27 protein-coding genes are annotated in these 26,679 nt (G+C 64.0%); 15 read left to right on the forward strand and 12 right to left on the reverse strand.

Features of this window, described 5'->3' with window-relative positions; genetic code table 11:
* Window positions 1-105 precede the first annotated feature (105 nt).
* Window positions 106-876, forward strand: coding sequence for a type 1 glutamine amidotransferase domain-containing protein (locus AC4FWB_RS24710; protein WP_491028846.1), 771 nt, complete (start codon window positions 106-108; stop codon window positions 874-876).
* A 14-nt stretch (window positions 877-890) separates the two neighbouring features.
* Here AC4FWB_RS24710 and AC4FWB_RS24715 read toward each other — a convergent pair whose 3' ends face one another.
* Window positions 891-2,231, reverse strand: a complete 1,341-nt coding sequence (locus AC4FWB_RS24715) for an FAD/NAD(P)-binding protein (RefSeq protein WP_491028847.1) — start codon at window positions 2,229-2,231, stop codon at window positions 891-893.
* A 597-nt stretch (window positions 2,232-2,828) separates the two neighbouring features.
* Between AC4FWB_RS24715 and tauA the strand changes: the two genes are divergently transcribed.
* From tauA to AC4FWB_RS24740, 5 genes are all read left to right on the forward strand, one after another.
* Entirely contained in the window at window positions 2,829-3,842 is a 1,014-nt protein-coding gene (gene tauA / locus AC4FWB_RS24720; RefSeq protein ID WP_491028848.1) for a taurine ABC transporter substrate-binding protein, read from the forward strand.
* A gap of 122 nt (window positions 3,843-3,964) precedes the next feature.
* Complete coding sequence (locus AC4FWB_RS24725; protein WP_491028849.1) at window positions 3,965-4,738, forward strand: taurine ABC transporter ATP-binding protein; 774 nt, start codon at window positions 3,965-3,967, stop codon at window positions 4,736-4,738.
* Window positions 4,735-5,595 (forward strand): ABC transporter permease subunit, encoded by an 861-nt coding sequence (locus AC4FWB_RS24730; RefSeq protein ID WP_491028850.1) that lies wholly within the window; start codon window positions 4,735-4,737, stop codon window positions 5,593-5,595. Before AC4FWB_RS24725 ends, AC4FWB_RS24730 begins: the two co-directional genes overlap by 4 nt.
* A gap of 20 nt (window positions 5,596-5,615) precedes the next feature.
* Window positions 5,616-5,801 carry a hypothetical protein gene (locus tag AC4FWB_RS24735; protein ID WP_491028851.1) on the forward strand — a complete coding sequence of 62 codons (186 nt, stop codon included), beginning with the start codon at window positions 5,616-5,618 and terminating at the stop codon, window positions 5,799-5,801.
* A gap of 49 nt (window positions 5,802-5,850) precedes the next feature.
* Window positions 5,851-6,780 carry a TauD/TfdA dioxygenase family protein gene (locus AC4FWB_RS24740; RefSeq protein WP_491028852.1) on the forward strand — a complete coding sequence of 310 codons (930 nt, stop codon included), beginning with the start codon at window positions 5,851-5,853 and terminating at the stop codon, window positions 6,778-6,780.
* A 223-nt stretch (window positions 6,781-7,003) separates the two neighbouring features.
* Here AC4FWB_RS24740 and AC4FWB_RS24745 read toward each other — a convergent pair whose 3' ends face one another.
* Entirely contained in the window at window positions 7,004-7,189 is a 186-nt protein-coding gene (locus AC4FWB_RS24745; protein WP_491028853.1) for a hypothetical protein, read from the reverse strand.
* A gap of 307 nt (window positions 7,190-7,496) precedes the next feature.
* On the opposite strand from AC4FWB_RS24745, the gene AC4FWB_RS24750 reads away from it, so the two are divergent.
* The 3 genes from AC4FWB_RS24750 (at window position 7,497) to AC4FWB_RS24760 (ending at window position 10,256) form a co-directional block, all read left to right on the forward strand.
* Window positions 7,497-7,859, forward strand: a complete 363-nt coding sequence (locus tag AC4FWB_RS24750; protein ID WP_491028854.1) for a septal ring lytic transglycosylase RlpA family protein — start codon at window positions 7,497-7,499, stop codon at window positions 7,857-7,859.
* A 309-nt stretch (window positions 7,860-8,168) separates the two neighbouring features.
* On the forward strand, window positions 8,169-9,446 hold the full coding sequence (locus AC4FWB_RS24755) for a polyhydroxyalkanoate depolymerase (protein WP_491028855.1): 1,278 nt from the start codon (window positions 8,169-8,171) through the stop codon (window positions 9,444-9,446).
* Window positions 9,447-9,638: 192 nt separating this feature from the next.
* Window positions 9,639-10,256 carry a transglutaminase-like cysteine peptidase gene (locus tag AC4FWB_RS24760; protein WP_491028856.1) on the forward strand — a complete coding sequence of 206 codons (618 nt, stop codon included), beginning with the start codon at window positions 9,639-9,641 and terminating at the stop codon, window positions 10,254-10,256.
* 395 nt (window positions 10,257-10,651) lie between these two features.
* Here AC4FWB_RS24760 and AC4FWB_RS24765 read toward each other — a convergent pair whose 3' ends face one another.
* From AC4FWB_RS24765 to AC4FWB_RS24780, 4 genes are read right to left on the reverse strand one after another with little or no spacing between them, the layout of a single operon-like run.
* The gene (locus AC4FWB_RS24765; protein WP_491028857.1) at window positions 10,652-11,014 is read right to left on the reverse strand and encodes a helix-turn-helix domain-containing protein; all 363 of its coding nucleotides are present in this window, start codon (window positions 11,012-11,014) and stop codon (window positions 10,652-10,654) included.
* A gap of 25 nt (window positions 11,015-11,039) precedes the next feature.
* Window positions 11,040-11,576 (reverse strand): Smr/MutS family protein, encoded by a 537-nt coding sequence (locus tag AC4FWB_RS24770; RefSeq protein WP_491028858.1) that lies wholly within the window; start codon window positions 11,574-11,576, stop codon window positions 11,040-11,042.
* Entirely contained in the window at window positions 11,573-12,679 is a 1,107-nt protein-coding gene (gene mltA / locus AC4FWB_RS24775; RefSeq protein ID WP_491028859.1) for a murein transglycosylase A, read from the reverse strand. Before mltA ends, AC4FWB_RS24770 begins: the two co-directional genes overlap by 4 nt.
* Window positions 12,680-12,697: 18 nt before the next feature.
* The gene (locus AC4FWB_RS24780) at window positions 12,698-13,405 is read right to left on the reverse strand and encodes a Tim44/TimA family putative adaptor protein (protein WP_491028860.1); all 708 of its coding nucleotides are present in this window, start codon (window positions 13,403-13,405) and stop codon (window positions 12,698-12,700) included.
* Between the two features lie 212 nt (window positions 13,406-13,617).
* Here AC4FWB_RS24780 and AC4FWB_RS24785 point away from each other — a divergent pair, with 212 nt between their 5' ends.
* The gene (locus AC4FWB_RS24785) at window positions 13,618-14,115 is read left to right on the forward strand and encodes an FxsA family protein (RefSeq protein WP_491028861.1); all 498 of its coding nucleotides are present in this window, start codon (window positions 13,618-13,620) and stop codon (window positions 14,113-14,115) included.
* A gap of 293 nt (window positions 14,116-14,408) precedes the next feature.
* Entirely contained in the window at window positions 14,409-14,909 is a 501-nt protein-coding gene (gene secB, locus AC4FWB_RS24790) for a protein-export chaperone SecB (RefSeq protein WP_059189571.1), read from the forward strand.
* A 262-nt stretch (window positions 14,910-15,171) separates the two neighbouring features.
* Here secB and dnaQ read toward each other — a convergent pair whose 3' ends face one another.
* The 5 genes from dnaQ to AC4FWB_RS24815 all read right to left on the reverse strand — a co-directional run bounded on the left by dnaQ (window position 15,172) and on the right by AC4FWB_RS24815 (window position 19,071).
* Window positions 15,172-15,879 (reverse strand): DNA polymerase III subunit epsilon, encoded by a 708-nt coding sequence (dnaQ, locus tag AC4FWB_RS24795; RefSeq protein WP_491028862.1) that lies wholly within the window; start codon window positions 15,877-15,879, stop codon window positions 15,172-15,174.
* Window positions 15,880-15,953: 74 nt separating this feature from the next.
* Entirely contained in the window at window positions 15,954-16,559 is a 606-nt protein-coding gene (gene coaE, locus AC4FWB_RS24800; RefSeq protein WP_491028873.1) for a dephospho-CoA kinase, read from the reverse strand.
* Between the two features lie 16 nt (window positions 16,560-16,575).
* The gene (locus AC4FWB_RS24805) at window positions 16,576-17,409 is read right to left on the reverse strand and encodes a shikimate dehydrogenase (RefSeq protein WP_491028863.1); all 834 of its coding nucleotides are present in this window, start codon (window positions 17,407-17,409) and stop codon (window positions 16,576-16,578) included.
* A complete protein-coding gene (locus AC4FWB_RS24810; RefSeq protein WP_491028864.1) occupies window positions 17,402-18,001 on the reverse strand; it encodes a Maf-like protein in 600 nt (199 codons plus the stop codon). Before AC4FWB_RS24810 ends, AC4FWB_RS24805 begins: the two co-directional genes overlap by 8 nt.
* A 248-nt stretch (window positions 18,002-18,249) precedes the next feature.
* Window positions 18,250-19,071 (reverse strand): pyruvate, water dikinase regulatory protein, encoded by an 822-nt coding sequence (locus AC4FWB_RS24815; RefSeq protein ID WP_126097020.1) that lies wholly within the window; start codon window positions 19,069-19,071, stop codon window positions 18,250-18,252.
* Between the two features lie 494 nt (window positions 19,072-19,565).
* Here AC4FWB_RS24815 and hemE point away from each other — a divergent pair, with 494 nt between their 5' ends.
* The 3 genes from hemE to rho all read left to right on the forward strand — a co-directional run bounded on the left by hemE (window position 19,566) and on the right by rho (window position 22,559).
* Window positions 19,566-20,594: a uroporphyrinogen decarboxylase gene (gene hemE / locus AC4FWB_RS24820; RefSeq protein ID WP_491028865.1), complete on the forward strand. Its 1,029-nt coding sequence runs from the start codon at window positions 19,566-19,568 to the stop codon at window positions 20,592-20,594.
* Window positions 20,591-21,127: a protoporphyrinogen oxidase HemJ gene (hemJ, locus tag AC4FWB_RS24825; protein WP_491028866.1), complete on the forward strand. Its 537-nt coding sequence runs from the start codon at window positions 20,591-20,593 to the stop codon at window positions 21,125-21,127. Before hemE ends, hemJ begins: the two co-directional genes overlap by 4 nt.
* 166 nt (window positions 21,128-21,293) lie before the next feature.
* Window positions 21,294-22,559: a transcription termination factor Rho gene (gene rho / locus AC4FWB_RS24830; RefSeq protein WP_491028867.1), complete on the forward strand. Its 1,266-nt coding sequence runs from the start codon at window positions 21,294-21,296 to the stop codon at window positions 22,557-22,559.
* 248 nt (window positions 22,560-22,807) lie between these two features.
* On the opposite strand, the gene AC4FWB_RS24835 is transcribed toward rho, so the two are convergent.
* On the reverse strand, window positions 22,808-24,826 hold the full coding sequence (locus AC4FWB_RS24835; protein ID WP_491028868.1) for a thioredoxin domain-containing protein: 2,019 nt from the start codon (window positions 24,824-24,826) through the stop codon (window positions 22,808-22,810).
* 64 nt (window positions 24,827-24,890) lie between these two features.
* Here AC4FWB_RS24835 and mnmE point away from each other — a divergent pair, with 64 nt between their 5' ends.
* Complete coding sequence (gene mnmE / locus AC4FWB_RS24840) at window positions 24,891-26,198, forward strand: tRNA uridine-5-carboxymethylaminomethyl(34) synthesis GTPase MnmE (RefSeq protein ID WP_491028869.1); 1,308 nt, start codon at window positions 24,891-24,893, stop codon at window positions 26,196-26,198.
* Window positions 26,199-26,679 lie beyond the last annotated feature (481 nt).

The raw sequence follows: 26,679 nt of genomic DNA on the forward strand, positions 1-26,679 counted from the left end.
GATCGTAGGCAAGGCCGGACCGCGACGAAAGCGAAAATTACCCGGCCATGTGGCGAGGCGACCGGCCGCTGTGCCCGGCATAGACTTCATTGAGGAGAAGCAATCATGAGTGTGCGAGACGCCAATCCAGTCAACGCCCGGAGACCCAAGCGCGTGGCGATCGTCATCGCCAATCCGGCCGTCTCGACCACGACCGGATGGCCGGTCGGCTTCTGGTGGAGCGAGCTGACGCATCCCTGGTTCACCTTCACCGAACGCGGCTATCAAGTCGAGATCTTTTCGCCCGAGGGCGGCAAATGCGAGGCCGATGCGCTGAGCGACCCGCGCGATCCGTCAGGCTATTCGGAGACCGACCTCATCTCGCTCGGCTTCATTTCGAGCCCGAAACTGGCAGCCCTGGTCGACAACACGCGGCCGGTGGCCGAGATCGATGTCGAGCGCTTCGACGCGATCGTCGTCGCCGGCGGCCAGTCACCAATGTTCACCTACGAGCACGCCACCGGTCTTCAGCAAGCATTCGTCGCTTTCCATGAAGCCGGCAAGGTGGCGGCCGCGCTCTGCCATGGCACCGCCATCCTGCGCTACGCCAGACGCGCCGACGGAACGCTGCTTGCCGCCGGCAAGACGGTGACCGGCTTTGCCAATATCGAGGAGGACTTCGCCGACAAGGCGACCTGGGAGATGGGCGCGCTCGACCGCGGCAAGCACCTGATGCCGTGGCGGATCGAGGCCGAGCTCAAGGCGATCGGCGCCAACTATGTCCAGGCCGGCCTGTGGCGCGGCTTTGCCGTGCGCGACGGCAACCTCGTCACCGGACAGCAGAATTTTTCCGGCGCCGAAACCGCGCGGGTGGTGTGCGAGGCGCTTGGCGGCTGAAGCCCGAACGGGAACTAGCCCAGCAATTGCTTGCTCAGCCTGGCACACTGGACGCGGATATCCGGAATGGCGTCGATTTCGAAGAAGGTGCCGCGGGTCAGCGGTCCGACCGCGAGGAGCTTTGACGACACCGTGCCGTCGGCCGCGATCAGCTCGCATCTGGCGGTGACGTCGAGGCCGAGGCGCAGCGGGTCCGGCCGCGCCAGGCCGCGCTCGACCAGCGAGCGCACGACGCCGTTGGACGTGGTTGAGATGTCGCGGGCAATGCCCATGCAGTCATAGATGCGGGCGACTTCGAGCGTTTCGAGCGCCTGCGTGCCACGCTGCTGGACTTTTATGGCAAAGCCATCGTTCGGTTCGATGTCCACCACCCGGCCGGCGACAAGACGGATGCGGCCCGAGCGGACCGCTTCGGTGACGCGCTCATAGACCTCGGGCGCCATGCGGTGGCGGTGGATGTCCCACCAGGCCTTGGTGTGCTCGACGAAGCGGCGTTTCGCCGAGGACGGCCAGTTCTGCCAGATCTTCTGGTTGAAGGGCCTTAAGCCGTCGACGACGTCGCGCCAGTCGCCGCCGGCCTTCTGGTTCTCGCGGATCAGGTTGCGGAACCAGCTGACGAAATAGGAAAGCTGGGTGCCGAGCGGTATGTCGGCAACGTCGAGCTTGATCGGGTTGCCCTTGCGGTGCGGCGAGGGCAGCAGGCCGCGCCGCGACACAGCTATGATCTCGCCGCGATGGCCGCGCTGCTCGAGCGAGAGGAAAGCGTCGACCATGCTCAAGCCCGTGCCGAGCACCAGGACCGGAGCCTCGGGGTCGAGCACGGTGTCCGCCTCCGAGCCCATCCGGATGGCGCGGCCCTGGAAGGCGCCCGGCTGCTCGTCATGGCCGGTGGCTAAAACGGCGAGATGGCCGACGACGCTGGTGCGGTTGGCCAAGGCCACCTCGACGCCCGCCGCGGTCGGCGCAATCGACAGGCTCTCCTCGCGGATCAGGCGTAGCCTTCCCGTCTCGCGCTCGCGATCCTCGAGATCGTCGAGCAATTCCTTCAGATAGCGGGCATAGAGGCTGCGCGGCGCGTAGAACGGTCCCTGGTCCGGCCGGGCGAGACCGCGCTCCAGCACCCAGCGCGCGAAGTTTTCCGGGTCGTCGGCATAGGCGCTCATCAGGGAGGCCCTGACATTCAGCACATGGGCGGAAAGCAGCGTCGAATAGGCCATGCCCTGGCCGAAATGCGGCCGCTTCTCGATCAGCGTGACGCGAAGATCGGGATTGGGCGATTTCAAGAGATGCGCGGCAAGCACGACGCCGCTGGCGCCGCCGCCGACAACGATGATGGAATTGCCGCGTCCAATCATGACCTGGATTCAGAAGCTGTCGAAGGGCCGCGATCGAGCCTAAGCCGCCGTCAGGCCGGCGTCACGAACGACTGGCGGTATGCGGTTCAGGTGGTCGCGCATCGTTCTCTCTCCCTAATGTTGATAAGATTACTATACTAACCCCACCGCGCACGGAACCCCGTTTCAATTCCGCCGCTATCTGGGGCACGGATTTACCTGGAAAAGGTGACGGGAGGATTTTCGTTCGCGGGGGTCCTTTCGTGAGGGTGACAGAGATATGCGATAGTGCTGGCGGTGAAGCTGCCAATCTCCCCCCTCGAGGGGGGAGATCGGATGTCGCGCCGACTTTCGCTAATCTCAAACGCGTCAAGAAAGACATCTTGGGTCTGCGGGGGTCGCTTCGGTCCTTGCTGAAGGATGAAGGCTTCGCCGATCTCCAAGGCCCGCCGGTTGGTGAACCCATTCACGACCGTCCTTTTGCGCCCTCGCAATCAATTCCGGGCGACTTTTTTCCATTGCAGCCGATTCGCTTGGAAGGATTTAACTCTACAAACCCGATAGAATTAACCGACTATGGAAAGGCAATCCGGTTTTCTCTTCCGTTGGGAGCCTTTCATGTCAGCCATTTCCAGACGCATTCTGCTTCTGTCGTCCGCCGCCCTTGCCGGCGCCGCCTATCTCGGTCCGGCCGCGGCCGACGACCTCAAGATCACCATCGGCTACCAGACGGTGGTCGAGCCCTCGAAAGTGCCGCAGGCCGACGGCGCGTACGAAAAAGCCACCAAGGCCACGATCGATTGGCGCAAATTCGATTCCGGCGCCGATGTGATTGCGGCGATCGCCTCCGGCTCGGTCGATATCGGCTATGTCGGCTCGAGCCCGCTGGCCGCGGCGGCGAGCCGCGAGCTGCCGATTGAGACCATCTTCGTCGTCGGCCTGATCGGCCCCTCGGAGGCGCTGGTCGCCCGCAACGGCGCCGGCATCGAGAAGGTCGCCGACCTCGCCGGTAAGAAGGTGGCGGTGCCTTTCGTGTCGACCACGCATTACAGCCTGCTTGCGGCGCTGAAGCATGAGGGCGTCGATCCGAAGGCCGTCGAGATCCTCAACCTCAGGCCGCCGGAAATCGCCGCCGCCTTCGCGCGCGGCGACATCGACGCGGCTTATGTCTGGGACCCGGCGCTCGGCCAGATCAAGACCTCCGGCAAGGTCGTGTTGGACTCATCACAGGTGGCGGCCTGGGGCGCGCCGACCTTCGACGCCTGGATCGTGCGCGCCGACTTCGCCGAAAAGCATCCGGAGGCCGTGCGCGACTTCGTCAAGGTGACCGGCGAGGCCTATGCCCAATTCCTGGCCAAGCCCGAAGCCTGGTCGGTGTCCTCACCCGAGGCCGGCAAGATCGCCAAGCTCACCGGCGCCAAGCTGGAAGAAGTGTCGGAACTGCTCAAGGGCTATGTCTTCCCGACGCTGGAGGAGCAAGCCTCCGACAAGTTCCTCGGCGGCGCCACGGTCAAGGCGATCGCGGCGACGTCCGCCTTCCTCAAGGAGCAGGGCAAGATCGACGCGGTGCTTCCCGACTATTCGAAATACGTCACGGCCAAATATGCCAGCGAGGCGCTTGCCTCGAACTGAGGCACTGAAAGTTCGCGCGGCTTTCTTCCCTGCCGCGCGCCTGCCTGTCCCGGACCGCTGACGAGGAGCGGTTTCGGGGCAGGCACCCCTTTTCCGGCCCAGCAGCAGAGGTTTTAAGTCCAATGCCGCATCTCATCCTGGACAAGGTCACCGTCCATTACGAAGGCCAGCCCGCGCCAGCGGTCGAACGCGTCTCGCTCGACATCAGTAAGGGCGACTTCGTCGTGCTGGTCGGCCGCTCAGGCTGCGGCAAGACCTCGCTGCTCAACGTCGCCGCCGGACTGGTGGAGCCGGCGCGCGGCCGGGCCACGATCGGCGGCCGGCCGATCACCGCGCCTGGGCCGGACCGCGCCGTCGTCTTCCAGAACGATGCGCTGTTTCCCTGGCTGACCGCGCGCGAAAACGTCGCCTTCGCGCTCAGGCTGCGCGGCGTGGCCGCCGACAAGCGGGCGCGGCGCGCCGATGAATTGCTCAAGCTGGTCAACCTCGACAATGCCGGCGACAGACGCATCTGGGAGCTCTCCGGCGGCATGCGCCAGCGCGTCGGCCTTGCCCGGGCGCTCGCCGCCGAGCCGGAATTCCTACTGCTGGACGAGCCGCTCGGCGCGCTTGACGCGCTGACGCGCGAGCGCATGCAGACGACGCTGCTCGATCTTTGGGCCGCTGCCCAAGTCGGCGTGCTGATGGTCACCCATGGCATCGAGGAAGCGCTGGTGCTCGCCACCCGCATCGTCGTGCTGGCGCCGGGACCCGGCCATGTGGTGCGGACCTTCGAAACGCATTTCGGCCGCCGTTATGCGGCCGGCGAGCCGATCCGCGCCATCAAGGCGGACCCAGCCTTTGCCGCGGCCCGCGCGGAGCTGACCGATGCGATTTTCGAGGGAGAGGCGGCATGAGCGTCAGCAGCTACAGCGAACGGCCCGGAGCGAAAGCCGGCGATGCCGATGGCTTCTCGGTGCCGTGGTCGCAACCGCGGCCGAAGCGGACGAGCATCTCGGCGCGGCCGATCAGCGCCATCACCATCCTCATTCTGCTCGGCGCCTGGACGTTGTCGGCTCGGCTGCAGCTCGTTTCGCCTGTCTTCCTGCCCTCGCCCGCCGCCGTCTGGGCCAAGTTCGTCGTGGTCGCCCGCGACGGTTTCGTCGATGCGACGCTTCTCCAGCACATTGCCGCGAGCCTCTGGCGCGTGTTCGCCGCGCTGGTCGCGGCGATCATCGTCGGCATTCCGGTCGGGCTTGCCATCGGCATCAGCAGGATCGGGCGCGGCGTGTTCGATCCGCTGCTCGAGTTCCTGCGGCCGATCCCGCCGCTCGCCTATCTGCCGCTGATCGTCATCTGGTTCGGCATCGGCGAGCCGTCGAAGATCCTGGTGATTTCGATTGCCATGCTGGCGCCGGTGGCGCTGTCGACGGCCGCCGGGGTGCGCGGCGTCTCGCGCGAGCGCATCGATGCGGCGCGCTCGCTGGGCGCGACCCAAGGACAGGTTGTCCGTCATGTCGTGCTGCCCAGCGCGCTGCCGTCGATCCTCACCGGCCTGCGCATCGCGCTCGGTGCCGGCTGGTCGACGCTGGTCGCGGCCGAGCTGGTGGCGGCGACGCGCGGGCTTGGCTTCATGATCCAGTCGGCGGCGCAGTTCCTGGTCACCGACGTGGTGGTGATGGGCATCCTGGTGATCGCGACGATCGCCTTCGCGCTGGAGTTCGTCATCCGCAGGGTCGAGCGGGCGCTGGTGCCATGGGCGGGCAAGGATTGAGCGAAACAAGGAGAATGACGATGACGCATTCCACCGCCGTGCTTTTCGCTGAGATCGGCAACTGGCTGCTTGCCAGGACAAAAGAGACCAAGCCGCAGCAGGACAGGCCGAAATCGCCGGCGCCGGTGCGGCTGGATTCCGAGCGCGACCGCCTGCCGCCGCGCGACGAGAGTTTCTACTGGGCCTGGCAGTACTGGTCGCAGTGATCAGCCTGCGCAGACCTCCCCTTTCCCCACCAGCAACCAGGAGATTCCCATGAGCAACCCGGCCCTTGTCGACCAGACCATTCCAGCGACCGATGTCATTCCGCTGACCGCCCGCGTCGGGGCGGAAATCAGAGGCATCCGCCTCGGCGCAAACCTGTCGGACGCCACCATTGCGGCGATCAATCAGCTTCTTTTGAAGCACAAGGTCGTTTTCTTCCGCGCGCAGCAGCATCTCGACGATTCCGAGCATGAACTGTTCGCCCGGCGCCTCGGGGATCTTGTGCCGCATCCGACGCAAGGCCCGGTCGCGGGCACGGCCTCGATCCTCAACCTGGATTCGAGCCGCGGCGGCGGCCGTGCCGACCAATGGCATACCGACGTGACATTCGTCGACGCCTATCCAAAATTCTCCGTCCTGCGCGGCGTCGTCATTCCGGCGGCCGGAGGCGACACCATCTGGTCCAATACGCATGCCGCCTATGAAAGCCTGCCGGCGCCGCTGAAACTGTTGGCGGACAATCTCTGGGCCATTCACAGCAATGCCTATGACTACGCTGCCGTGCGTCCTCGCGCTTCGGCAGAGGAACGGAAGCATTTCGAGGAGGTGTTCACCTCGACCGTCTACGAAACCGAGCACCCTGTCGTGCGCGTGCATCCGGAAACCGGGGAGCGTTCGCTGCTGCTCGGCAACTTCGTCCAGCGCTTTGTCGGTCTGTCGAGGGGCGATTCTTCAAAACTCTACGAGCTGTTCCAGAGCTATGTGACCACGCCCGAGAACACCGTGCGGTGGCGGTGGCAGGCTGGCGACGTCGCGATCTGGGACAATCGGGCCACCCAGCATTATGCGGTGAACGACTATGGCGACCAGCACCGGATCGTGCGCCGCGCCACCGTCGACGGCGACGTGCCGGTCAGCGTCGACGGACGCCGCAGCGTGACCCACGTCAAGTCGGCCAAGCCTGCGGCAAAGGCAGCGTGAGGGCGGCGCAAGGGTGAGATCGGTAGCGATCCTTCGCGCCCCCCTCTGTCCTGCCGGACATCTCCCCCACAAGGGGGGAGATTGGCAGCTTTGGCGCCCCGCTCAGTCCTGCAGCATTGGCGATTGGCGAAAGCCGCGATGACGGCTGATCTCCCCCCTCGTGGGGGAGATGCCCGGCAGGGCAGAGGGGGGCGCTGTCCCGCCGGCGTGGATTTTTTCCCTGTCAAACGCGCGAGCGGTTCGCCCAGCCGAGGCCGAGCAGGCCGACCACCACGGTGGTCAGCCCGATATAGAGCCATTGCCTCTGGCCGGTCATGAAGCTGCCCTGGACCAGCCCGAGGCCCTGCAGCGACCACAACACGCCGATGGCCAGCACGATCAGCGCCAGCAAATTCCTGATCAGTCGCATCAGAAAAATCCCCCCGGAAAGTCGATTTTCCACCGGAATGCGCATGCATTAAAAGAGAATAAGGAGGCGAGGCAGTCGCTCCCTCTTCTACTTGCAGACTGACGGCCGATCCTACTCAAGACTTCCCGCAAATCGGCGCGATCTTCACAAAGAGTACGCCCGTGCACAGCGAAAATATCATGACAAACTGTTTCGCGGCGACTCCAAACGTGTGCACTTGCCATGGAACCGCCAGACCGCTGCCGCATTTCCCGCCTCATTCGACACATACGGCGGGTTGTCTATAAACGGAGCCCACCCCTAAAAGATGAAGAAAACCAACCGCACCGCGCTTGTCGCGGTAACGGTCGCGGCTGGCCTGATGGCTGGCGCCTCGACCGCCTCCTCGGCCGCCGCGCAATGCGGCCGCGCCTCCTGGTATGCGCTGCATTCGAGAACCGCTTCCGGCGAGCGCATGAACCCCGCCGCGCTGACCGCAGCCCACCGCAGCTTGCCGTTCGGCACCAAGCTCAGGGTCACCAACAAGAACAACGGCCGCAGCGTCGTCGTGCGCATCAACGATCGCGGACCGTTCGTCAGGGGCCGCGTGCTCGACCTCTCCCGCGGCGCCGCCAGCCAGCTCGGCTTCATCGGCTCGGGCCACACCGCAGTCTGCATGGCGCGGGTCTAGCCGTTCCTTGGACCATGATCTTTTCCGAAAACCGGTTTCCACTGTTCGCTGACGCGGACCTTCGGTTCGGGATCATGGTCTGAGTGTCCGGCAGAGGGGGCCGGACACATTTCCTACATATTTCGGCACCGCACATTGAGCCGGCTCTGCCGCCGGGCGCCGCTTTTCAACAGTTTCGACGAAAGCAGCATTCGTCACGCCAAGTGACGTATTGCATCGCAACAATATCTTGTTAACCTCGCTGCGAGACATTCAAGGCTCGGCGCTGCTCGTCGGCCCTTTGGTCGTCAGGCAGCAGCGGGGTTCCCGATGTTCTACCAGCTCTACGAAATGAACCATGCGGCGCTGCAGCCCGCCCGTCTCTACGCCGACGCGGTGCGGTTCTTCTACTCCAACCCGCTCAATCCTATCTCGCACACACCCCTCGGCCGCTCGGTCGCGGCGGCCGCCGAACTCTTCGAGCGCACGACGCGCCGCTACAGCAAACCGGAATTCGGCCTGACCAAGACGGTGGTCGACTGGAAGACCGTCGACGTCACCGAAAGAACCGTCTGGTCGAAGCCGTTCTGCAACCTCATCCGCTTCGAGCGTTCGCTTCCCGCCGGGCGCAAGCCCGATCCGAAGCTGCTGATCGTGGCGCCGATGTCCGGCCACTATGCGACGCTGCTGCGCGGCACGGTCGAGGCGATGCTTCCGCACGCCGACGTGCACATCACCGACTGGGTCGACGCCCGCATGGTGCCGCTGTCGAAGGGCAGCTTCGATCTCGACGACTATATCGACTATGTCATCGAGATGTTCCACGCGCTGGGTCCGGACACCCATGTGATGGGCGTGTGCCAGCCTTCGGTGCCGGTGCTGGCGGCGGTGGCGCTGATGGAAAAGCGTGGCGATCCCTTCGTGCCGTCGACCATGACGCTGATGGGCGGCCCGATCGACACCCGCCGCAATCCGACCGCGGTCAATCTTCTGGCCGAGGAAAAGGGCATCGACTGGTTCCGCGACAACGTCATCATGCAGGCGCCGTGGCCGGTGCCGGGCTTCGGCCGCGAGGTCTATCCCGGCTTCCTGCAGCTTTCGGGCTTCATGAGCATGAACCTCGACCGCCACATCATCGCCCACAAGGACTTCTTCATGCACCTTGTGAAGAACGATGGCGACAGCGCCGAGAAGCACCGCGACTTCTACGACGAATATCTGGCGGTGATGGATCTCACCGCCGAGTTCTACCTGCAGACCGTCGACACGGTGTTCGTGCGGCATGCCTTGCCGAAGGGCGAGATGAAGCATCGCGGCGAAGCCGTCGATCCGGGCGCCATCCGCAACGTCGCGCTCTTCACCGTCGAGGGCGAGAACGACGACATTTCCGGCCTTGGCCAGACCCAGGCCGCGCATGACCTTTGCGTGAACATCCCGGCCGACAGGCAAGCCCACTACATGCAGCCGGCCGTCGGCCACTATGGCGTCTTCAACGGCTCGCGGTTCCGCTCCGAGATCGTGCCGCGCATCGTCGACTTCATCACCAGCTATGGCCGCCAGACCCGGGTGGCCGCGAAGCCGAAGCTGGTCCGCTCCGCCAAGAGCTGAGCGAAGAGCAGGCGTGCCCCAGCCGCCATTAGGCGGCTTTTTGGCGTTGCCCGATGCGTCTGTTGCGAAAGAGCCGCTGCCGGGATCGCGCGGGTAACCATGCCGTCAAACTAGTCGTTGTCTCTAATTGACACGGACTGTAAATCGCCTTTAACGTTTCGTTAATAAAAGAACAGGGCGGACCGGGGGACAATGAACTCCTCACCGATGGCGCGGATGCTGCGTTTGTGTGCAGTCGCAGGGCTGGCGATCTCGGCCCATTGGGCAGTGCCGGCATGGGCGGCGGGCGCCATGACGACAGGCGGCCTGACCTCGCAGCCGATCGGACACTACGATTTCTGCAGGTCGCATCCGAGTGAATGCAACATCCGCCCGACCGATCTCGAGCCGGCCAAGATGACCGGCGGGCTGTGGCGCAAGCTGGCCGGCGTGACCGCCAGGGTCAACGCCGCCGTCAAGCCGATGAGCGATCTCGACAATTACGGCAAGGACGAGGTCTGGACCTATCCGGACAACGGCTTTGGCGACTGCGAGGACTATGTGCTGGAGAAGCGGCGCGAGCTCTATCGCATGGGCATGTCGCTAGCCGATCTCTTGATCACCGTCGTGCGCAAGCCCGACGGGGAAGGCCATTCGGTGCTGACGGTGCGCACCGACAAGGGCGACTACATCCTCGACAATCTGACCGACAAGGTCAAAGCCTGGGACGCGACCGGCTACCGCTATCTGAAGCGGCAGGCGATCGACAACACCGGCCGCTGGGTCTCGATCCGCGACGGCCAGCCGGTGCTGGTGGGCTCGGTGCAGTAGGGTTCGGTACCCACCTTCGCTTCGTCATGTATGGACGGCCCCTTTTGGGCAAGAGGCAAAAATAGCGGCGACGGCGTAAGTTTGGGCCGGCGGGCGCAGGCGTTGAGATTCATGCCGTCACTCTGATCGCCGCAGCGATGCAGGAAATCCGAAATGCTGGCGGGACAGCGCCCCCCTCTGTCCTGCCGGACATCTCCCCCACAAGGGGGGAGATTGGATGTCGCGCCGGCTTTCGCCAATCGCCAACGTTGCAGAAATGGCGCCTTCGGCGAAGTTGCCAATCTCCCCCCAAGTGGGGGAGATGTCCGGCAGGACAGAGGGGGCGCGAAGGATCGCGGCCTATCTCGCTAACCTTCGGCTGAAATCGAGGAGATGCCTAGCGTTCATTTGTGGAACTACCTTCTCAGCGCAGCCCGAACCGACGCCGTGATCTTCCGCAGCTCCGCCTCGTCCAGCTTCTCGATGCTTTCGGCCAACAGATTCGCCAGCTCGGTCGCGGCGGGCGACAGGCCGGAGGTGTCGATCCTGACCCTTGGATGCGAACTTTCGGCGAGGCGGGCGAGGTCCTCGGCATCGTCCCAGATGATGTTGAAATAGCCGATGATCTTCTGGATCAGCGTCCAGGTCGGGGCGCCGCGGCGGCCATGCTCGAGCGCCGACAGGTAGGCCGCGCTGACGCCGATGGCCTGGGCCATAGCCTTCTGGCTGACGCCGCGCTCGGCGCGCAGCGCCCTGAGCCTTTCACCGAACGGGGTCACTGTTGCGTCCTCATGGCCGGCACCCTCATGACCGCGTTCGTCTCAGCCGGATATAGAGCGCGCCCGAGCCGCCATGGTTGCGGGCGGCATGATCGTGGCTGGAGACCAGGTGGCGGAAGGCCGGTGTCGACAGCCAATGCGGCACCGAGCGCCGCAAGATGCCGTCGCCGCCCGACGAAGAGCCCTTGCCGGTGATGACCAGCACATAGCGGATGCCGCCGGCATGCGCCCGGTGCAGGAAGGTCAACAGCAGCGAATAGGCCTCGTCCTGCGTCATGCCGTGCAGGTCGACGCGGCCCTCGATCGGCAACCGGCCTTTTTTCAGTTTTTCGTGCGTCTGGTCGTCGAGCGAATGCGAGACGTGCTGCGTCTTCGGTTTCGCAACGGTGGCCGCAACGCCGTTGACCGGCGGGGGCGCCGGCACAGGCTTGGGCTCGACGATGTCGGGGATCTCGACCGCGGCCTTGCCTTTCAACTTGCCTTTCAGGGGCCGCGTCGACCGCGCCACCAGATTCCAGAGGATGCGGTCGTCCTCGCTGAGTTTGTCGTCGCGACGGGTCACCGGAACCTCCCGTCGATCAGCCCGCGCGGGACCAGCGCATGGAAATCGGCGGCGTTGCGCACGACGCCGGCGATTTCCCCGGCGGCATCACCCGACCCGGCGAAGAGGTCGCCCCGCGCGGGTCCGGTGATGGCCGAGCCGGTGTCCTGCGCGATCATCAGCCGCCGGAACGGTTTTTGCTCGAAGGCGGTCAGCGTCGGCGCATCGATGTAAAAAGGCGTGCCGAAGGTGTGCAGCAGCCGGTCGACGGCGACCGAGCGACCAGGCGTCAGCGGCACCTTGGCGGCGGCGATAGGCCCAAGCGCCGCGTCCTCGACCGGGGCTTCGCGGAAGAAGATATAGGAGCGGTTCTGCCACAAGATCTCGTCGACGCGGCCGGGATGCGCCTTGAACCAGGCGCGGATCGACTGCATCGTCACCTTTTCCAGCGGAATTTCGCCGATCTCGCTCAGGATCCTGCCGGGACCGGTGAAGCGCTGGCCGGATTTGGCGGCATAGGTGACCCGGCACAGCCTGCCGTCGGTCATCCTCAGCCGCGCCGCGCCCTGCACATGGATGAAGAAGGCATCGACCTTGTCGGCCAACCAAGCGATCTCGAGCTTCCGACCGGAGAGCGCGCCGCGCTCGATCTCGCCGCGATCGCAATATTCGACCAGCCCCGAGTGCGTATCGCGCGCGAAGGCGAGATAGGGATCCATGCCGGCGGGGCGGTTTTTCTCATCGATATCGATCAGGTCGGCGGGGCGGGAAAGCAGCGGCACGACGAACCGCTCCGTCCTGATCGGCGAGGCCTCGACCTCCGGCTCATAGAAGCCGGTGACGAGGCCGGCGCCGCCGTTTTCGGCTGCCACCAGCATCGGAACGAAATGGCGCTCGAAGAAGGACCGCGCCTCCGACCGATTCGCCGGCGAAACGGAGCGCGCTTCGGCATAAGCCTCGGCAAAAGCGTCGAATGCGACGCCGAGCGAACCGGTGCGATAGGGCTTGGTCAGCACATGGAAGGCGGAACGTTTGAACGCCGCGAAAGCGGCGAGGTGATCGTCCTCGCCCCAGCCGGGCAGGTCGCCGAAGGATTTTTCGCTGAATTGGGAAGATAGCGACACGGCAGCCGCCACCTAGACTCAGTCTTCTTCTTCCGTGGCGACGAGCTTCCAGTTCGGATCGCGCGAGCGGGTATCGCGGAAGAAGGTCCAGACATCCTTGACCTCGGCGACTTTCTCGGGATCGCCGTCGATGACGGCGCCGACCTTGTCGCGGGTCGCCGAAATCAGCTCGCTGACGATGCGCAGCGTAATATGCGCCTCGGTGCCTTTCATCTCGGCGGCGACGACGTCGACCTTGTCGATGCCGACGAAGGAAGACTGGATCTTTTCCGATTTCGCCTCACGCTCGCCGATCGCGGCGACGAAGCTGTCATAAACCTCGCGCGACAACAGGTTCTTCAGCGTCTTGCGGTCGCCGTCGGCAAAGGCCATGACGATCATCTCATAGGCCATCTTGGCGCCGTCGACAAAGGTTTTCGGGTCGAAAGCCGGATCGTTGTCCTTGATCGTGCGCAGGCCCTTGTTGAGATCGCTGTCGGGCTTGGCGAAAGCGTCGATCTCGGCATAGGTCTCGGCCGCCGTCTCGCCGGGCATGCGCTTGCGCGGCAGCGACACCACATTCTCGGATTTCTGCGCCGCGTCCTGGTCGCGCGTGCGGTTCGCCGAATAGGGATCGAAGGGCGGGCGCTCGTTTCCGGTGCGACGTCCAAGCACGTTGCGCAGCTGGAAAAAGATCACAACTGCCGCAATCAAGAAGAAAATCGTGCCGAAGTCGAAGAAACCCATATCTTCCGCCAATTCGATCCCTGTCCTGGCCGGACCACCAGAGCCTCACCCGGAGTCTCACAATGGCGGCGGTCGCATAGCATTCAACACCCAAAGCATATAGAACGGCGGGCGCAATCATTCAAATCAAAGGCAGCCATACCTATCTAATGGCCCCAGTGCCAGCGGCGATTGCCCGCAGGCCCGCAAACAAGAAAGCGATCGGTCAAGACTTGCGCGTTTCACTGTTCCCGCTCTTCCTGCTCCTGCTGCCGCTGCTGGAGATCGCCGGCTTCGTCATCGTCGGCCGCGAAGTGGGCGCTTTGGCGACGGTCGGGCTGGTCATCCTCTCCACCGTTGCCGGCAGCCTGCTGCTTCGGCACCAGGGTTTTGGGGTGATGGCGCGGGTGCGGGCGGAAATGGATGCCGGGCGCGATCCCAGCCGCCAGCTCGCGCATGGCGCGATGATCGTGCTGGCGGCGATCCTTTTGATCATTCCGGGCTTCATCACCGACATCATCGCCATCCTGCTGCTCCTGCCGCCGGTGCGCGATTTTGCCTGGCGGCTGCTCAAGAACCGCATCGTGATGGCGACGAGCTTCAGCAGCGGCTTTCGCGCCCGCAGCCGCGACAAGGTGATCGACCTCGACGACAGCGACTATTCGCGCGCCGACGATTATACGCGCGGGCCGGACCACAATTCCCCTTGGCGGCGGCTGAAAGACGACTAGGTCCCTCGACACCGGGAGTTTGTAAGGTTGCAGGCTTGTCGGCGGGCAGCATTTCACCGAAGCGCAAACGCCGGGGATTGGCGGAAGCCTCCCAACTTCGCGATGGGCGTTTCGGCCAATCTCCAAGCCATGTCACCTGAAAGCGCAGACTGAGCCGACCGCCCAAAGGAAACTAGGTCCCGACCTGTGACCGCCCGACGGCGGCAAAACTTGTCTTGTCCTGCCGAGCATGATAGCGAACCCCCGATTTCAATCCGGTCAGCAATGCTGACCAGGCAAAAGGACAAAGGCTCATGGCCAGCAACGATGACGCCGCGGCAGGCGCCGCCAACGGCAACGGCAACCAGGCACAGCCCTCGCTCAACGTGCTCGCCCAGTATGTGAAGGACCTGTCCTTCGAAAGCCCCGGCGCGCCGAATTCGCTGCGCGGCCGCGACAAGGCTCCGGGCATCGCCATCAACGTCAACGTCAACGCCAATCCGCTCTCGGACAAGCAGTTCGACGTCAACCTGACCTTGAACGCCAAGGCTTCCTTCGACCAGGAAGTGCTGTTCAATGTCGAGCTGGTCTATGGCGGCGTCTTCGCCATCAGCGGCTTCCCGCAGGAGCACATGCTGCCGATCCTGTTCATCGAATGCCCGCGGCTTCTGTTCCCCTTCGCCCGCCAGATCATCGCCGACGCCACCCGCAACGGCGGCTTCCCGCCGCTGATGCTCGACCCGATCGATTTCGCGCAGATGTTCCAGCAGCGCATCGCCGAGGACCAGGCGGCGAGCAAGGTGCAGGTGAGCTGAGGCGCGCGCTCCATCGCAACTATCGAAAAACCCAGCTTCGTGCTGGGTTTTTTGTTGGAAATGCTGGCGGGACAGCGCCCCCCTCTGGCCTGCCGGCCATCTCCCCCACAAGGGGGGAGATCAGATGTCGCGACGGATTTCGCCAATCTCAAGCGCTGAAGAACCAGGCGAGGCGGCGAAACAGCCAATCGCCCCCCTTGTGGGGGAGATGCCCGGCAGGGCAGAGGGGGGCGCGAAGGATCGCTGCCTGTCCGATTGTCCGTTAACCCGCGGCCGCCACTTTCAGCCACAGCGCCTTCTCGCCAAGCGTGCCGACAAGGCCGGCGTGCGCCGCTCGGTCGGCTTCGGTCAGGCGCGGCGGCAGGGCGATCGGCCTGGCGCCGATACTGATGTCGATATCGGCGACCTCGCCGGAACCGTTCATCTGCATTGCAACAGACTCCAGGACCAGCGCCGCCTGCTTGCCGCCGATGAGCTCGATATAGACCTCGGCCAGCAATTCGGAGTCGAGCAATGCGCCGTGCTTGGTGCGGCGGGTGTTGTCTATGCCGTAGCGCCGGCAGAGCGCATCCAGCGAATTCGGGCCCATCGGATGCTTGCGGCGCGCCAGCGCCAGCGTGTCGACGACGCGGCCGATATCGATGGCCGGATGGCCGAGCCGGCTGAATTCGAGGTTGAGGAAGCCGATATCGAAGGTGGCGTTGTGGGCGATCAGCTTGGCGCCGTCGGTGAAGGCCAACCACTCCTCGACGACTTCCGTGAAAGTCGGCTTGCCGACCAGGTCGTCGGCGCTGATGCCGTGCACGGCCTGCGCCTCGGCGTGAATGGCGCGACCCTGCGGATTGATGAATTTGTGGAAGGTGCGGCCGGTCGGGAAGCGGTTGACCAGCTCGACGCCGCCAAGCTCGATGATGCGGTCGTCGCGCAAATCGAGGCCGGTGGTTTCCGTATCGAAGATGATCTCACGCATCCGAATCAGTCCGCTCTAAAGAGCAGAATCACGAACCGGAACAAAATGGCAATGGGGACTGCTGACAGTAGGCGTCATGAAGCGTTCCCGCCAGACTTATCCCCCGTCAATTCCCCGATGATCGCCTCGACTGCGGCGCGCGCGGCTGCAAAACCCTGGCCGGTGTCGACGATGAAATCGGCCTCATGGCGCTTTTCGGCGTCCGGCACCTGCTTGGCGAGAATCGCTTCGAATTTCGCCTCGCTCATGCCGGGCCGCTCCAGCACGCGGGCGCGCTGGATCTCGGCCGGCGCGGTGACGACCACGACCTTATCGACGCGGTTGCGGCCGCCGGTCTCGAACAAGAGCGGAATGTCGAGCACGGCGAGCGGCGCGCCGGCGGCGCGATGCCTGGCCAGAAACGCATCGGCATCCGCGCGCACCAGCGGATGGATGATCGCCTCCAGCTTCTTCAGCGCGGCCGGATCGCCCAGCACTTTCTCGGCCAGCCTGGCGCGATCGACCACGCCCGCTTGCGTCGTGCCGGGAAAAGCCGCTTCGACCAAAGGCGCGGCTTTGCCGGCGTAGAGGCGATGCACGGTCTCGTCGGAATCATGCACCGGCACGCCGGCCTCGGCGAACATTTTTGCCGTGGTCGACTTGCCCATGCCGATCGATCCGGTGAGGCCGAGCACGATCATGACTTTGCCCGTCATCTCAATGGGCTTCGATGTCGGCGACGATCATGCGCCGCAATTCCAGCGTCACTTCCGGCCGCTTGCCGAACCAGCGCTCGAACCCGGGCACCGCCTGGTGCAGCAGCATGCCGAGGCCATCGACCGTCTTCAGGCCGCGGGCGCTCGCCGCCGCCAGAAGCGGTGTCTCGAGCGGCACATAGACGATGTCGGTGACGATGGCGTGGCCGGGCAGACCGGCCGGATTGGCGGCAAGGGTTCCGTTGCCATGCATGCCGAGTGCTGTCGTGTTGATGAGCAGGCCGGCATCGCCGAGCAGCTCGCCGACCGCGCCGGCGCCATGCGCCGATACGCCGGCGCCAAAGTGGCGGCCGAGTTCCTCGGCTCTTGCGAGCGTCCGGTTGACGATGCGGATGTCCTTGATGCCGCGCTCCTTCAGCGCATGGATGACCGCGCGGGAGGCGCCGCCTGCTCCCAGCACCACGGCCGGGCCATTGGTTGCCCAGCCCGGAACATAGTCATCGAGGTTGGCGGCAAAGCCGTAGCCGTCCGTATTGCCGCCCCAGAGAACGCCATCCTCAAACCACAGCGTGTTGACGGCGCCGATCGCGTCGGCCGCCTCGTCACGGCGCTCGACCAGGGCAAAGGCGGCTTCCTTGTGCGGGATGGTGACATTGCCGCCGCGGTAGCCGTTCTCGCCAAGGGATTTCAGGAAAGCGGCGAAATCCTCCGGCCGAACGTCGATCGCCCGGTAGCTGCCGTCGATGCCGTATTTCGCCAGCCAGTGGCCGTGGATCTTTGGCGAGCGCGAATGCGCGATCGGGTGGCCGGTGACAAAGGCCTTTTTCTCAGCCATCGATGGCTCCCAATGCGCGCAGCTCCTTCAGCACCGGCAAAAGCGGCAGGCCGACAATGGTGAAATAATCGCCTTCGATCTTCTCGAAGAGCTGGATGCCCTCGCCCTCGATCTGGTAGGCGCCGACGCTCGACAGCGCCTTGGCGCCGACGCGCGCCAGATGCCGGCCGATGAAGGCGGGATCGAGCTTGCACATGGTGAGGCTGGCGACGCCGACATGGCGCCACAGCACTTCGCCGTCGCGGCAAAGCACGGCGGCGCTGTTCAGCTGATGGGTCTTGCCGGACAAAGCCAGGAGATGCCTCCGCGCGCCCTCCATGTCGGCCGGCTTGTGGAAGATTTCGTCGCCGAGCGACAGCGTCTGGTCGCAACCAAGCACCAGCGTGCCCGGCCTGCGCTCGCTGACTTCGGTCGCCTTGGCCTCGGCGAGGATCGAGGCGACGTCTTCGGGAGACACGCCGCTGTCCTGCAACGGCGCCTCGAGCGCGCGCTCGTCGACTTCTGCCGGAACCGCCTCGATGTCGAGCCCGGCATTGACGAGCATCGCCTTGCGGAACGGGCTGCCCGAAGCGAGGATGATTTTCTCGGCCATGCTGGTTCACCCAACGGTCGCGTTCCGTCCAGCACCCCTCATCCGTCTCGGCGCTATCGCGCCGATCCACCTTCTCCCACAAGGGGAGAAGGAAAGTCCTGCGCTAACGCTGCTGCAAATCGCCACCTGGCGGTATTTGCGGGACGCCGGCGCCACGTTCTTCCTTCTCCCCTTGTGGGAGAAGGTGGCCGAGCGAAGCTCGGTCGGATGAGGGGTGTTGGACGGAGTGCTCACTTATATCGCCTGCCCTAGCGCGTCTTTCCCCGCAGGGCAACGATGGCCGCCGCCGTTTCCTCGATCGAGCGCCGGCTGACGTCGATCATCGGCCAGCCATGCCTGGTGCAGAGCTGGCGCGCATAGGCGAGCTCCTCATTGATCGCGGCGCGGTCGATATAGTCGGTCGACACATAGGGCGCGGTGTTGCCGAGGATGCGGTTCTGCCGCACATGCGAGATGCGCTCCGCGGTGGCGACCAGGCCGACGATCAGCGGCGTCTTGGCGGCGATCAGGCTTTCCGGCAGCGGCACGCCGAGCACGATCGGAATGTTGGCGGTCTTGATGCCGCGATTGGCGAGATAGATGCTGGTCGGCGTCTTCGAGGTGCGCGAGATGCCGATCAGCACGATATCGGCATCGTCCATGTTGGCCGGCAGCTGGCCGTCGTCATGCTCCATGGTGAAGTTCAGCGCGTCGATGCGGCGGAAATATTCGGCGTCGAGCACATGCTGGGCGCCGACGCGCCGGCCGGCCGGGGTGCCGAGATAGGACTGGAAGACGCTGAGCACCGGTTCCAGCACCGAAACGCATGGCAGGCCCATGGCGGCGCAGCGCTCGTCGATGCTGCGCGCGAGCTTCTGGTCGACGACGGTGTAGAGAATGATCCCCGGTTCCTCCTCGATGTCCTCGAACACCTTGGCGACCTGTTTTTCGGTGCGGATCAGCGGATAGATATGCTCGATGGCGCGCGCGTCCTTGTATTGGGCGGACGCCGCGCGGCCGGCCGCCAGCAGCGTCTCGCCGGTGGCGTCGGAAATCAGGTGCAGGTGGAAGAAACTCTGGGGTTTGTTCACAAGCGCGGTTCCAGGCTGTGGGCTGTTGTGGACAAGGCTGGATGAAAAAGCCGATCCGGTGAAAGCGACTGTATCAGATGGCACCTTGTCCACAATTCGCCCCGCTGTAGGCTTTGTCGGGGCGCTGGGGACAAAACCGGGGAACAACTTTTCTTGGCCGATATCGTCCACAGCGCGAAGCACGGGAGCAGGAAGCCAAGCTTTTGACTCCAAAGCCTGAATCCGGTTCTTCCCCAGATCCCTCCAATTTGCGAACGAGGCTGCGCGACAATATGCTGACTGGCCTTTTCGAGTGGCAGGCTGGACAGGTCGCAACCACCACAACCAACAGACTCTTAGAATCAGAAGACTCTTTTAAAATAGATATTTGATTTAAGAGGAGCAGCGCATGGCCCCGAAGCGGAGCTTCGGAAAGGACCATGCGCCAGAGTAAGTGCTACAGCGTCCTTCGCGCGTCCAAGGACGCGCGGCGCTGTAGAGAGGACGAGCACTGGATGGCTGGGAAACGGATCATGCTGGACGTCCTCAAGGGCGAGACGGTTTCACCGCCGCCGCTCTGGATGATGCGTCAGGCAGGCCGCTATCTTCCGGAGTACCGCCAGACCCGGAAGCGGGCCGGATCCTTCCTCGATCTCTGCTATGATCCCGACCTTGCCGTCGAAGTGACGCTGCAGCCGATCGAGCGTTTTGGTTTCGATGCTTCGATCCTGTTCTCCGACATTCTCGTGGTGCCCAACGCGCTGGGGCGGGAGGTCCGCTTCGAAGAGGGACACGGACCGGTCCTGAAACCGATAACGCCGGCCGAGATTTCGGCTCTGAACGGCGAAACGTTTCACGTGAATCTCGAACCGGTCTACGAGACAGTCCGCCGCTTGCGCGCGAAACTGCCCGTTGAAACGACGCTGATCGGCTTCTGCGGCGCGCCCTGGACGGTGGCGACCTACATGATTGCTGGCCATGGCACGCCGGACCAGGGACCGGCGCGGCTTTTCGCCTATCGCGAGCCGGAGGCCTTCGCCCGGCTTTTGAAAATACTGGCCGACCATTCGGCGGCCTATCTCATGCGCCAGATCGAGGCCGGCGCCGATGTGGTGCAGATTTTCGATTCCTGGTCGGGCGTTCTGGACGAGCCTTCCTTCGAGGCGTTCTGCGTCGAGCCGGTGGCCGAGATCGTCCGGCAGGTGAAGGTCGCGCATCCGGATGTCCCGGTGATCGGATTTCCGAAAGGCGCTGGCGAGCGCTATCGCGACTACAGGAAGAAGACAGGCATCACCGGCCTCGGCCTCGACTGGACGGTGCCGTTGTCGATGGCGCGGGAGCTGCAAGCGGAAGGCGCGGTGCAGGGCAATCTCGATCCGCTGCGGCTGGTGGCCGGCGGCAAGGCGCTTGCCGACGGCGTCGACGCCATCCTTCGCTCGCTGGGTGACGGGCCGCTGATCTTCAATCTCGGCCACGGCATCACGCCGGAAACGCCGGTGGCGCATGTCGAGGCCATGGTGAAAATGGTGAGGAGCGGCCGATGACCGGCAAGAGCGGCGAGAACAGCGCCGGCCAGGCAATGAAGCGCATGGTGATCGGCATTGTCGTGCTCGTCGTGCTGACCGCGCTCCTCTATTTCGCGGCACCCGACAGTTTCTATCCCTGGGCGAAAGCCATCCATGTGATTGCCGTCATCTCCTGGATGGCCGGCATGCTCTATCTGCCGCGGCTCTTCGTCTACCACGTCGAAGCCGAGAAAGGCTCTGTACAGTCCGAAACCTTCAAGGTGATGGAGCGCCGGCTGCTGAGAGCCATCATCAATCCGGCGATGGTCGTGACCTGGGTATTTGGCCTCTGGCTGGCCTGGAAAGGTTTCGGCTTCCAGGGCGGCTGGCTGCACGCCAAGATCCTCGCGGTGCTGTTGCTTTCAGGGCTGCATGGCTATCTCGCCGGAGCGGTGCGGAAATTTGCCGAGGACAAGAACGAAAAGCCAGCGAGGCACTGGCGGATCGTCAATGAAGTCCCCACATTGCTGATGATCGTCATCGTCATCCTGGTCGTCGTGAAGCCGTTCTAGGGCTTCCCAGCACCTGGCAAAAGGCGGCTTGCTCTTTCGGGCGACCGACGATAAAAGACGGGTCTTCCTTCCCGTCACGCGCCGCCCTTTTTTCGCTTCGGCCGCGCTCGGCATTTGTCGCATACCAGCCGATTTTTCTCCCCAAAGCCTACCCAGAGTCTATCTAATGCAAGAAATGAAACTCGCCGAGTTCAAGAATAAGAAGCCGCCAGAACTGATCGCTTATGCCGAATCGCTGGAGGTCGAGAACGCCAGCGTGATGCGCAAGCAGGAGCTGATGTTCGCGATCCTGAAGAAGCTTGCCGCCCAGGACGTCGAGATCATCGGCGACGGCGTGGTCGAGGTGCTGCAGGACGGTTTCGGCTTCCTGCGTTCGGCCAATGCCAACTACCTGCCCGGTCCCGACGACATCTATATTTCGCCGTCGCAAATCCGGCGCTTTTCGCTGAAGACCGGCGATACGGTGGAAGGGCCGATCCGCAGCCCGAAAGAGGGCGAGCGCTACTTCGCGCTGCTCAAGGTCAACACCATCAACTTCGACGACCCGGAAAAGATTCGGCACAAGATCCACTTCGACAATCTGACGCCGCTCTATCCGACCTCGCGGCTGAAGATGGAGGTCGAGAATCCGACCTCGAAGGACATCTCGCCGCGTGTGATCGATCTGGTGGCGCCGATCGGCAAGGGGCAGCGCGCTTTGATCAACGCGCAGCCGCGCACCGGTAAGACGGTGCTTTTGCAGAACATCGCGCACTCGATCACCGCCAACCATCCGGAATGCTATCTGATCGTGCTTCTGATCGACGAGCGTCCTGAGGAAGTGACCGACATGCAGCGCTCGGTGAAGGGCGAGGTGATTTCCTCGACCTTCGACGAGCCGGCGGCGCGCCACGTGCAGGTCGCCGAAATGGTGATCGAGAAGGCCAAGCGCCTGGTCGAGCATGGCCGTGATGTCGTGATCCTGCTCGATTCGATCACCCGCCTCGGCCGCGCCTACAACACGGTGGTGCCGTCATCCGGCAAGGTGCTGACCGGCGGTGTCGACGCCAACGCGCTGCAGCGCCCGAAGCGCTTCTTCGGCGCCGCCCGCAACATCGAGGAAGGCGGTTCGCTCACCATCATCGCCACGGCGCTGATCGATACCGGCAGCCGTATGGACGAAGTCATCTTCGAAGAGTTCAAGGGCACCGGCAACTGCGAAATCCAGCTCGACCGCAAGGTGGCCGACAAGCGCATCTATCCGGCGATCGACATCCTCAAATCCGGCACCCGCAAGGAAGACCTTCTGGTGCCGCGCTCGGACCTGCAGAAGATCTTCGTGCTGCGCCGGATTCTCGCGCCGATGGGAACCACCGACGCGATCGAGTTCCTCATCGACAAGCTCAAGCAGACCAAGACCAACGGCGACTTCTTCGATTCGATGAATACGTGATTGGGCTACCCTCCCCACAAGGGGAGGGCAATTGCATATGGCGGCGCCAGTCCCCCACTCCGGCCGCTGCGCGGCCACCTCTCCCCCATGTTCATGAGGGAGAGGAACCCAGGCTTTTCAAGGCCGCGACCTTCGCGGTTGGCATTTCCTCTCCCTCCACGAATGTGGGGGGAGAGGTGGCTCGGCGAAGCCGAGACGGAGTGGGGGAGCGCCATAAGCGATTACCCTGCCCCAAGGGGGGTGGGAGTCTACCCTTTCCACAGCAGCTTCTCCAACTCATCCGCATCGGTCACCACCGGCAGGCACACCTGCCCGCTGCAGAACCAGGCTCCGGGCTTGTCGGTTGGCGGCAGCACGCCGCCCGGCAGCAATGGTCGATTCGCTTCCGTACCGATCGCCACGATGATATCGACCCGGCGTGGGTCGGGATTTCGATTCACAACCGGAACGAGGCTTGAAGACTCTGGTTTGTCTACAATGACGAGCTTCAGCGGCTCGAGCGCCAGCGCGCAGGCGTTGACGATGCCGGCCTGGCCATAGGCCTGTTGCGCGGTGCGGCCCATGGCATGCTCGGCTGTCGCCCAGGCCTTTTCCCAGAGATTGGGGTCGCCGGTGAGCGAGGAGAGCCGTACCAGCGCCTCGACGATCTGGCTCGTGGCCGACGGGATCGCCTCGTCGACGTCGCCGCGGATGCGGATCGGGACATCGCCGCTGTCCGATGCCGTCAGATAGTAGCCGGTCTTCTCGCTGTCCTGGTGCCAGCGGTCGAGTTCACCGATGAACTGTTGGGCGTGGTCCGAATAAGTCGAATCGTCGGTCGCCTCGAACAGCGCGATCGCCGCATTGGTCATGGCGGCATAGTCGCTCGACAAGGCGGGAAAAAGCTTTTTCGCACCGAGCATCGAATGCGGCAGGCGACCGTCTTCACCGGCGGCGACGATGTGGGCGAAAGCCTTCGCAGCGGCTCCGACCCATTCAGGTCTTGCGAAGGCGCGGCCGGCTTCCGCAAGGGCGGCGATCATCAACCCGTTCCAATCGGTGAGAGCCTTGCCGTCGCGGCCCGGCCTGACGCGCTTTTCCCGAATTGCCAGCAGCTTCGCCTTCAGCGGGGCGGTTTGATTGTAGTCGGCGATGCCCTGGCGCTGCTGTGCCTCGCTCTGGCGGATGATCGGCTTGCCTTCCCAGCCATGCGGGGTGGCCAGCTCGAAATACCGGAAGAACAGGGTCGAATCGTCGCCGAGCGCGGCTTCGATTTCCTCCTTGCTCCAGGTGTAGAACAGCCCTTCCTCGCCCTCGCTGTCGGCATCGAGGCTGGCGGCGAAGGCGCCGCCTTCGACCCGCATCTCGCGCAACAGCCAGGCGACGGTTTCCTCGATTCGTATCCGGAACAAATCATTGCCCGTCGCCGCATAGGCCCAGTTGCACAGACGGATGAGCTGGGCGTTGTCGTAAAGCATCTTTTCGAAATGCGGCACCAGCCATTCGGCGTCGGTCGAGTAGCGGCTGAGGCCGCCGCCGATATGATCGTAAATGCCGCCGGCGAGCATTTTTTCCAGGCTGACGAGCACGGCGTCGCGATGCGCGGCCTGGCCGTCGCGCAGCCAGGACAGCCACAAGCTGTGCATGAACGGCGCGTTGGGGAATTTCGGTGCGCCGCGCAAACCGCCGAGATCGCGGTCGATCATGCCGTCGAGGCGGGCGGCGAGATCGGCAAGCGCGCCGCGGTCGAGCGCCGCCTTGTCTTTCGCGCCGGCCAATCGCTGCTCGACATGGGCCGTCAGGCCATCCGCGCTTTCGGCGAGGCTTTGCTGTTTTTCCCGCCAGGCCTTGTCGACTGCTTCCAGCACCTGGATGAAACCTGGCCGGCCATAGCGCGCCTCGCGCGGAAAATAGGTGCCGCCCCAAAAGGGCTTGCCGTCTGGCGTGAGAAACATGGTCAGCGGCCAGCCGCCCTGCTCGCCCATGGCATGGAGCGCCGCCATATAGATCTGGTCGATGTCCGGGCGCTCCTCGCGATCGACCTTGATATTGACGAAGAGCCGGTTCATGACGGCGGCCACAGTGTCATTCTCGAAGCTTTCATGCGCCATGACATGACACCAGTGGCAGGCGGCATAGCCGATGGAGAGCAGGATCGGCCGGCCAAGTTCCTTCGCTTCGGCAAGAGCGGCCGGCGACCAGGCCCGCCAATGCACGGGATTGTCGCTGTGCTGCTGCAGATAGGGGCTGGCCTCTTCGGCAAGCAGGTTTCGCGCGGGCAAGGTCACGATGGCAGCTCGGCGTTGTGGGTTTGATATGTCAAAGGCTAGGGCGCTTCAGCAGGTCCGGCAAATGGTTTCCAAAGATTCAATCGTAGCGCTCTCGAGCGGTCGCTTGCCCGCCGGCGTTGCCGTGATCCGCATTTCTGGCCCGAAGACTCGATTCGTAGTCGAAACGATGGTTGGTAATGTTAAGGATCGATTCACCACGTTGCGCAACCTCAGAGCGCCCGACGGCTCGATCATCGACCAAGGGCTCGTCGTTTTCTTTCCCGGGCCGGGCAGTTTCACCGGCGAGGACGTTGCGGAGTTCCATGTCCACGGCAGCCGCGCGGTGGCCGCAAAAATGCTGGAGACGATCACCGGCTTCGATGATGTCAGGCATGCCGAGCCGGGTGAGTTCACCCGGCGCGCCTTCCTCAATGGCAAGCTCGACCTCACCGAGACCGAAGCGCTGGCCGATCTCGTAAACGCCGAGACGGAAGCGCAGCGCCGCTTTGCTCTGCGCAATGCTGAAGGCGCGCAGAGCGAGCTCTATTCGGGCTGGCGCCGCCGGCTGATCCATGCGCGGGCGATGATCGAAGCGGAGATCGATTTTGCCGACGAGGAGGACGTGCCGGGTTCCGTTTCGGAGGCAGTCTGGTCCGACGTGACGGCGATGATCGATGAGATTGAGCGGCACATCCAGGGGTTCAAAGCCGCCGAGATCATTCGCGACGGCTTCGAGGTCGTCATCCTCGGGGCGCCGAATGCCGGCAAGTCCAGCCTGTTCAATGCGCTGGCGCGGCGCGAGGCGGCGATCGTCACCGACGAGCCAGGCACGACCCGAGATCTGCTCGAAGTGGTGCTGGATCTCAAGGGGATGCGGGTTCGGGTCGTCGACACGGCCGGCCTGCGCGAAGTCGCCGGCAAGGTGGAGACGATCGGTATCGAAAGGGCGCGCGCCAAGGCTGGCGGGGCGGACCTTGTTCTCCTGTTGGAAGACATGATCGATCCACAGCCTGTGGGCGAGGTCCCGACAGCAGTGCCATTGCTGAAGATCGGCACCAAGGCCGACCTTCAGAGTGAACACCGAGGGGCCTACGATATGGTCATCTCCTCCAAGGACGGTTCCGGACTTTCCGGCTTGCTGGATGAGATCGGCTGCCGTGCCGCGGCGGCAATCGGCGATGCCGGCGATGTCCTGCCCTCCAGGCTGCGCCATGTCGAGCTTTTGAAGGAAGCGAAAGACTTTCTCACGGCGGCTCTGTCAGGTCAGAGCCAGGAGTTGCGGGCCGAGGAATTGAGGCTGGCAGCCGATCGGCTCGGACGGATCGTCGGCGCAGTCGACGTCGAGGACATGCTCGATGTCATCTTCTCGCAGTTCTGCATCGGTAAATGATTCACGTGAAACGCGGAGCAGCACCCAGCATGTGTGATTCACGTGAAACACCGGTAAAGGGTGTCGACACGTTGTTTCACGTGAAACGAGTCTGGCTCCAAGGTGCCTGATTTGCCAGAGGTCGGCGCTGCCCCTCACCTGCCTGCCCATCCTCCGCAGCAGCAGTGCTGCAGCTGCGGAGGGTGGACAGAGCGCTCTCATCGGCGATTTCGCGAATCGCCGACGTTGCAAGTTGGGAGCCGGCGTCGCGGCCAGCCACCTTCTCCCCGTCACTATACTAGGGCAATCGCATATGGCGCTCCCCCACTCCGTCTCGGCTTCGCCGAGCCACCTCTCCCCCCACATTCGTGGAGGGAGAGGAAACGCCAACCGCCAAGGTCGCGTCCTTGAAAAGCTTGGGTTTCCTCTCCCCCATGAACATGGGGGAGAGGTGGCCGCGCAGCGGGCGGGGTGGGGGCTGGCGGCGCCAGATGGGTTTTGC

It is taken from the genome of Mesorhizobium sp. LEGMi-168a, assembly GCF_058312955.1.

What these genes read in the sequence shown, in the direction of transcription:
- AC4FWB_RS24710 (WP_491028846.1), top strand. Translation starts at nt 106, where the DNA reads ATGAGTGTGCGAGACGCCAATCCAGTCAACGCCCGGAGACCCAAGCGC.
- AC4FWB_RS24715 (WP_491028847.1), bottom strand. Translation starts at nt 2,231, where the DNA reads ATGATTGGACGCGGCAATTCCATCATCGTTGTCGGCGGCGGCGCCAGC.
- tauA (WP_491028848.1), top strand. Translation starts at nt 2,829, where the DNA reads ATGTCAGCCATTTCCAGACGCATTCTGCTTCTGTCGTCCGCCGCCCTT.
- AC4FWB_RS24725 (WP_491028849.1), top strand. Translation starts at nt 3,965, where the DNA reads ATGCCGCATCTCATCCTGGACAAGGTCACCGTCCATTACGAAGGCCAG.
- AC4FWB_RS24730 (WP_491028850.1), top strand. Translation starts at nt 4,735, where the DNA reads ATGAGCGTCAGCAGCTACAGCGAACGGCCCGGAGCGAAAGCCGGCGAT.
- AC4FWB_RS24735 (WP_491028851.1), top strand. Translation starts at nt 5,616, where the DNA reads ATGACGCATTCCACCGCCGTGCTTTTCGCTGAGATCGGCAACTGGCTG.
- AC4FWB_RS24740 (WP_491028852.1), top strand. Translation starts at nt 5,851, where the DNA reads ATGAGCAACCCGGCCCTTGTCGACCAGACCATTCCAGCGACCGATGTC.
- AC4FWB_RS24745 (WP_491028853.1), bottom strand. Translation starts at nt 7,189, where the DNA reads ATGCGACTGATCAGGAATTTGCTGGCGCTGATCGTGCTGGCCATCGGC.
- AC4FWB_RS24750 (WP_491028854.1), top strand. Translation starts at nt 7,497, where the DNA reads ATGAAGAAAACCAACCGCACCGCGCTTGTCGCGGTAACGGTCGCGGCT.
- AC4FWB_RS24755 (WP_491028855.1), top strand. Translation starts at nt 8,169, where the DNA reads ATGTTCTACCAGCTCTACGAAATGAACCATGCGGCGCTGCAGCCCGCC.
- AC4FWB_RS24760 (WP_491028856.1), top strand. Translation starts at nt 9,639, where the DNA reads ATGAACTCCTCACCGATGGCGCGGATGCTGCGTTTGTGTGCAGTCGCA.
- AC4FWB_RS24780 (WP_491028860.1), bottom strand. Translation starts at nt 13,405, where the DNA reads ATGGGTTTCTTCGACTTCGGCACGATTTTCTTCTTGATTGCGGCAGTT.
- secB (WP_059189571.1), top strand. Translation starts at nt 14,409, where the DNA reads ATGGCCAGCAACGATGACGCCGCGGCAGGCGCCGCCAACGGCAACGGC.
- dnaQ (WP_491028862.1), bottom strand. Translation starts at nt 15,879, where the DNA reads ATGCGTGAGATCATCTTCGATACGGAAACCACCGGCCTCGATTTGCGC.
- coaE (WP_491028873.1), bottom strand. Translation starts at nt 16,559, where the DNA reads ATGATCGTGCTCGGCCTCACCGGATCGATCGGCATGGGCAAGTCGACC.
- AC4FWB_RS24805 (WP_491028863.1), bottom strand. Translation starts at nt 17,409, where the DNA reads ATGGCTGAGAAAAAGGCCTTTGTCACCGGCCACCCGATCGCGCATTCG.
- AC4FWB_RS24810 (WP_491028864.1), bottom strand. Translation starts at nt 18,001, where the DNA reads ATGGCCGAGAAAATCATCCTCGCTTCGGGCAGCCCGTTCCGCAAGGCG.
- hemE (WP_491028865.1), top strand. Translation starts at nt 19,566, where the DNA reads ATGGCTGGGAAACGGATCATGCTGGACGTCCTCAAGGGCGAGACGGTT.
- hemJ (WP_491028866.1), top strand. Translation starts at nt 20,591, where the DNA reads ATGACCGGCAAGAGCGGCGAGAACAGCGCCGGCCAGGCAATGAAGCGC.
- rho (WP_491028867.1), top strand. Translation starts at nt 21,294, where the DNA reads ATGCAAGAAATGAAACTCGCCGAGTTCAAGAATAAGAAGCCGCCAGAA.
- mnmE (WP_491028869.1), top strand. Translation starts at nt 24,891, where the DNA reads ATGGTTTCCAAAGATTCAATCGTAGCGCTCTCGAGCGGTCGCTTGCCC.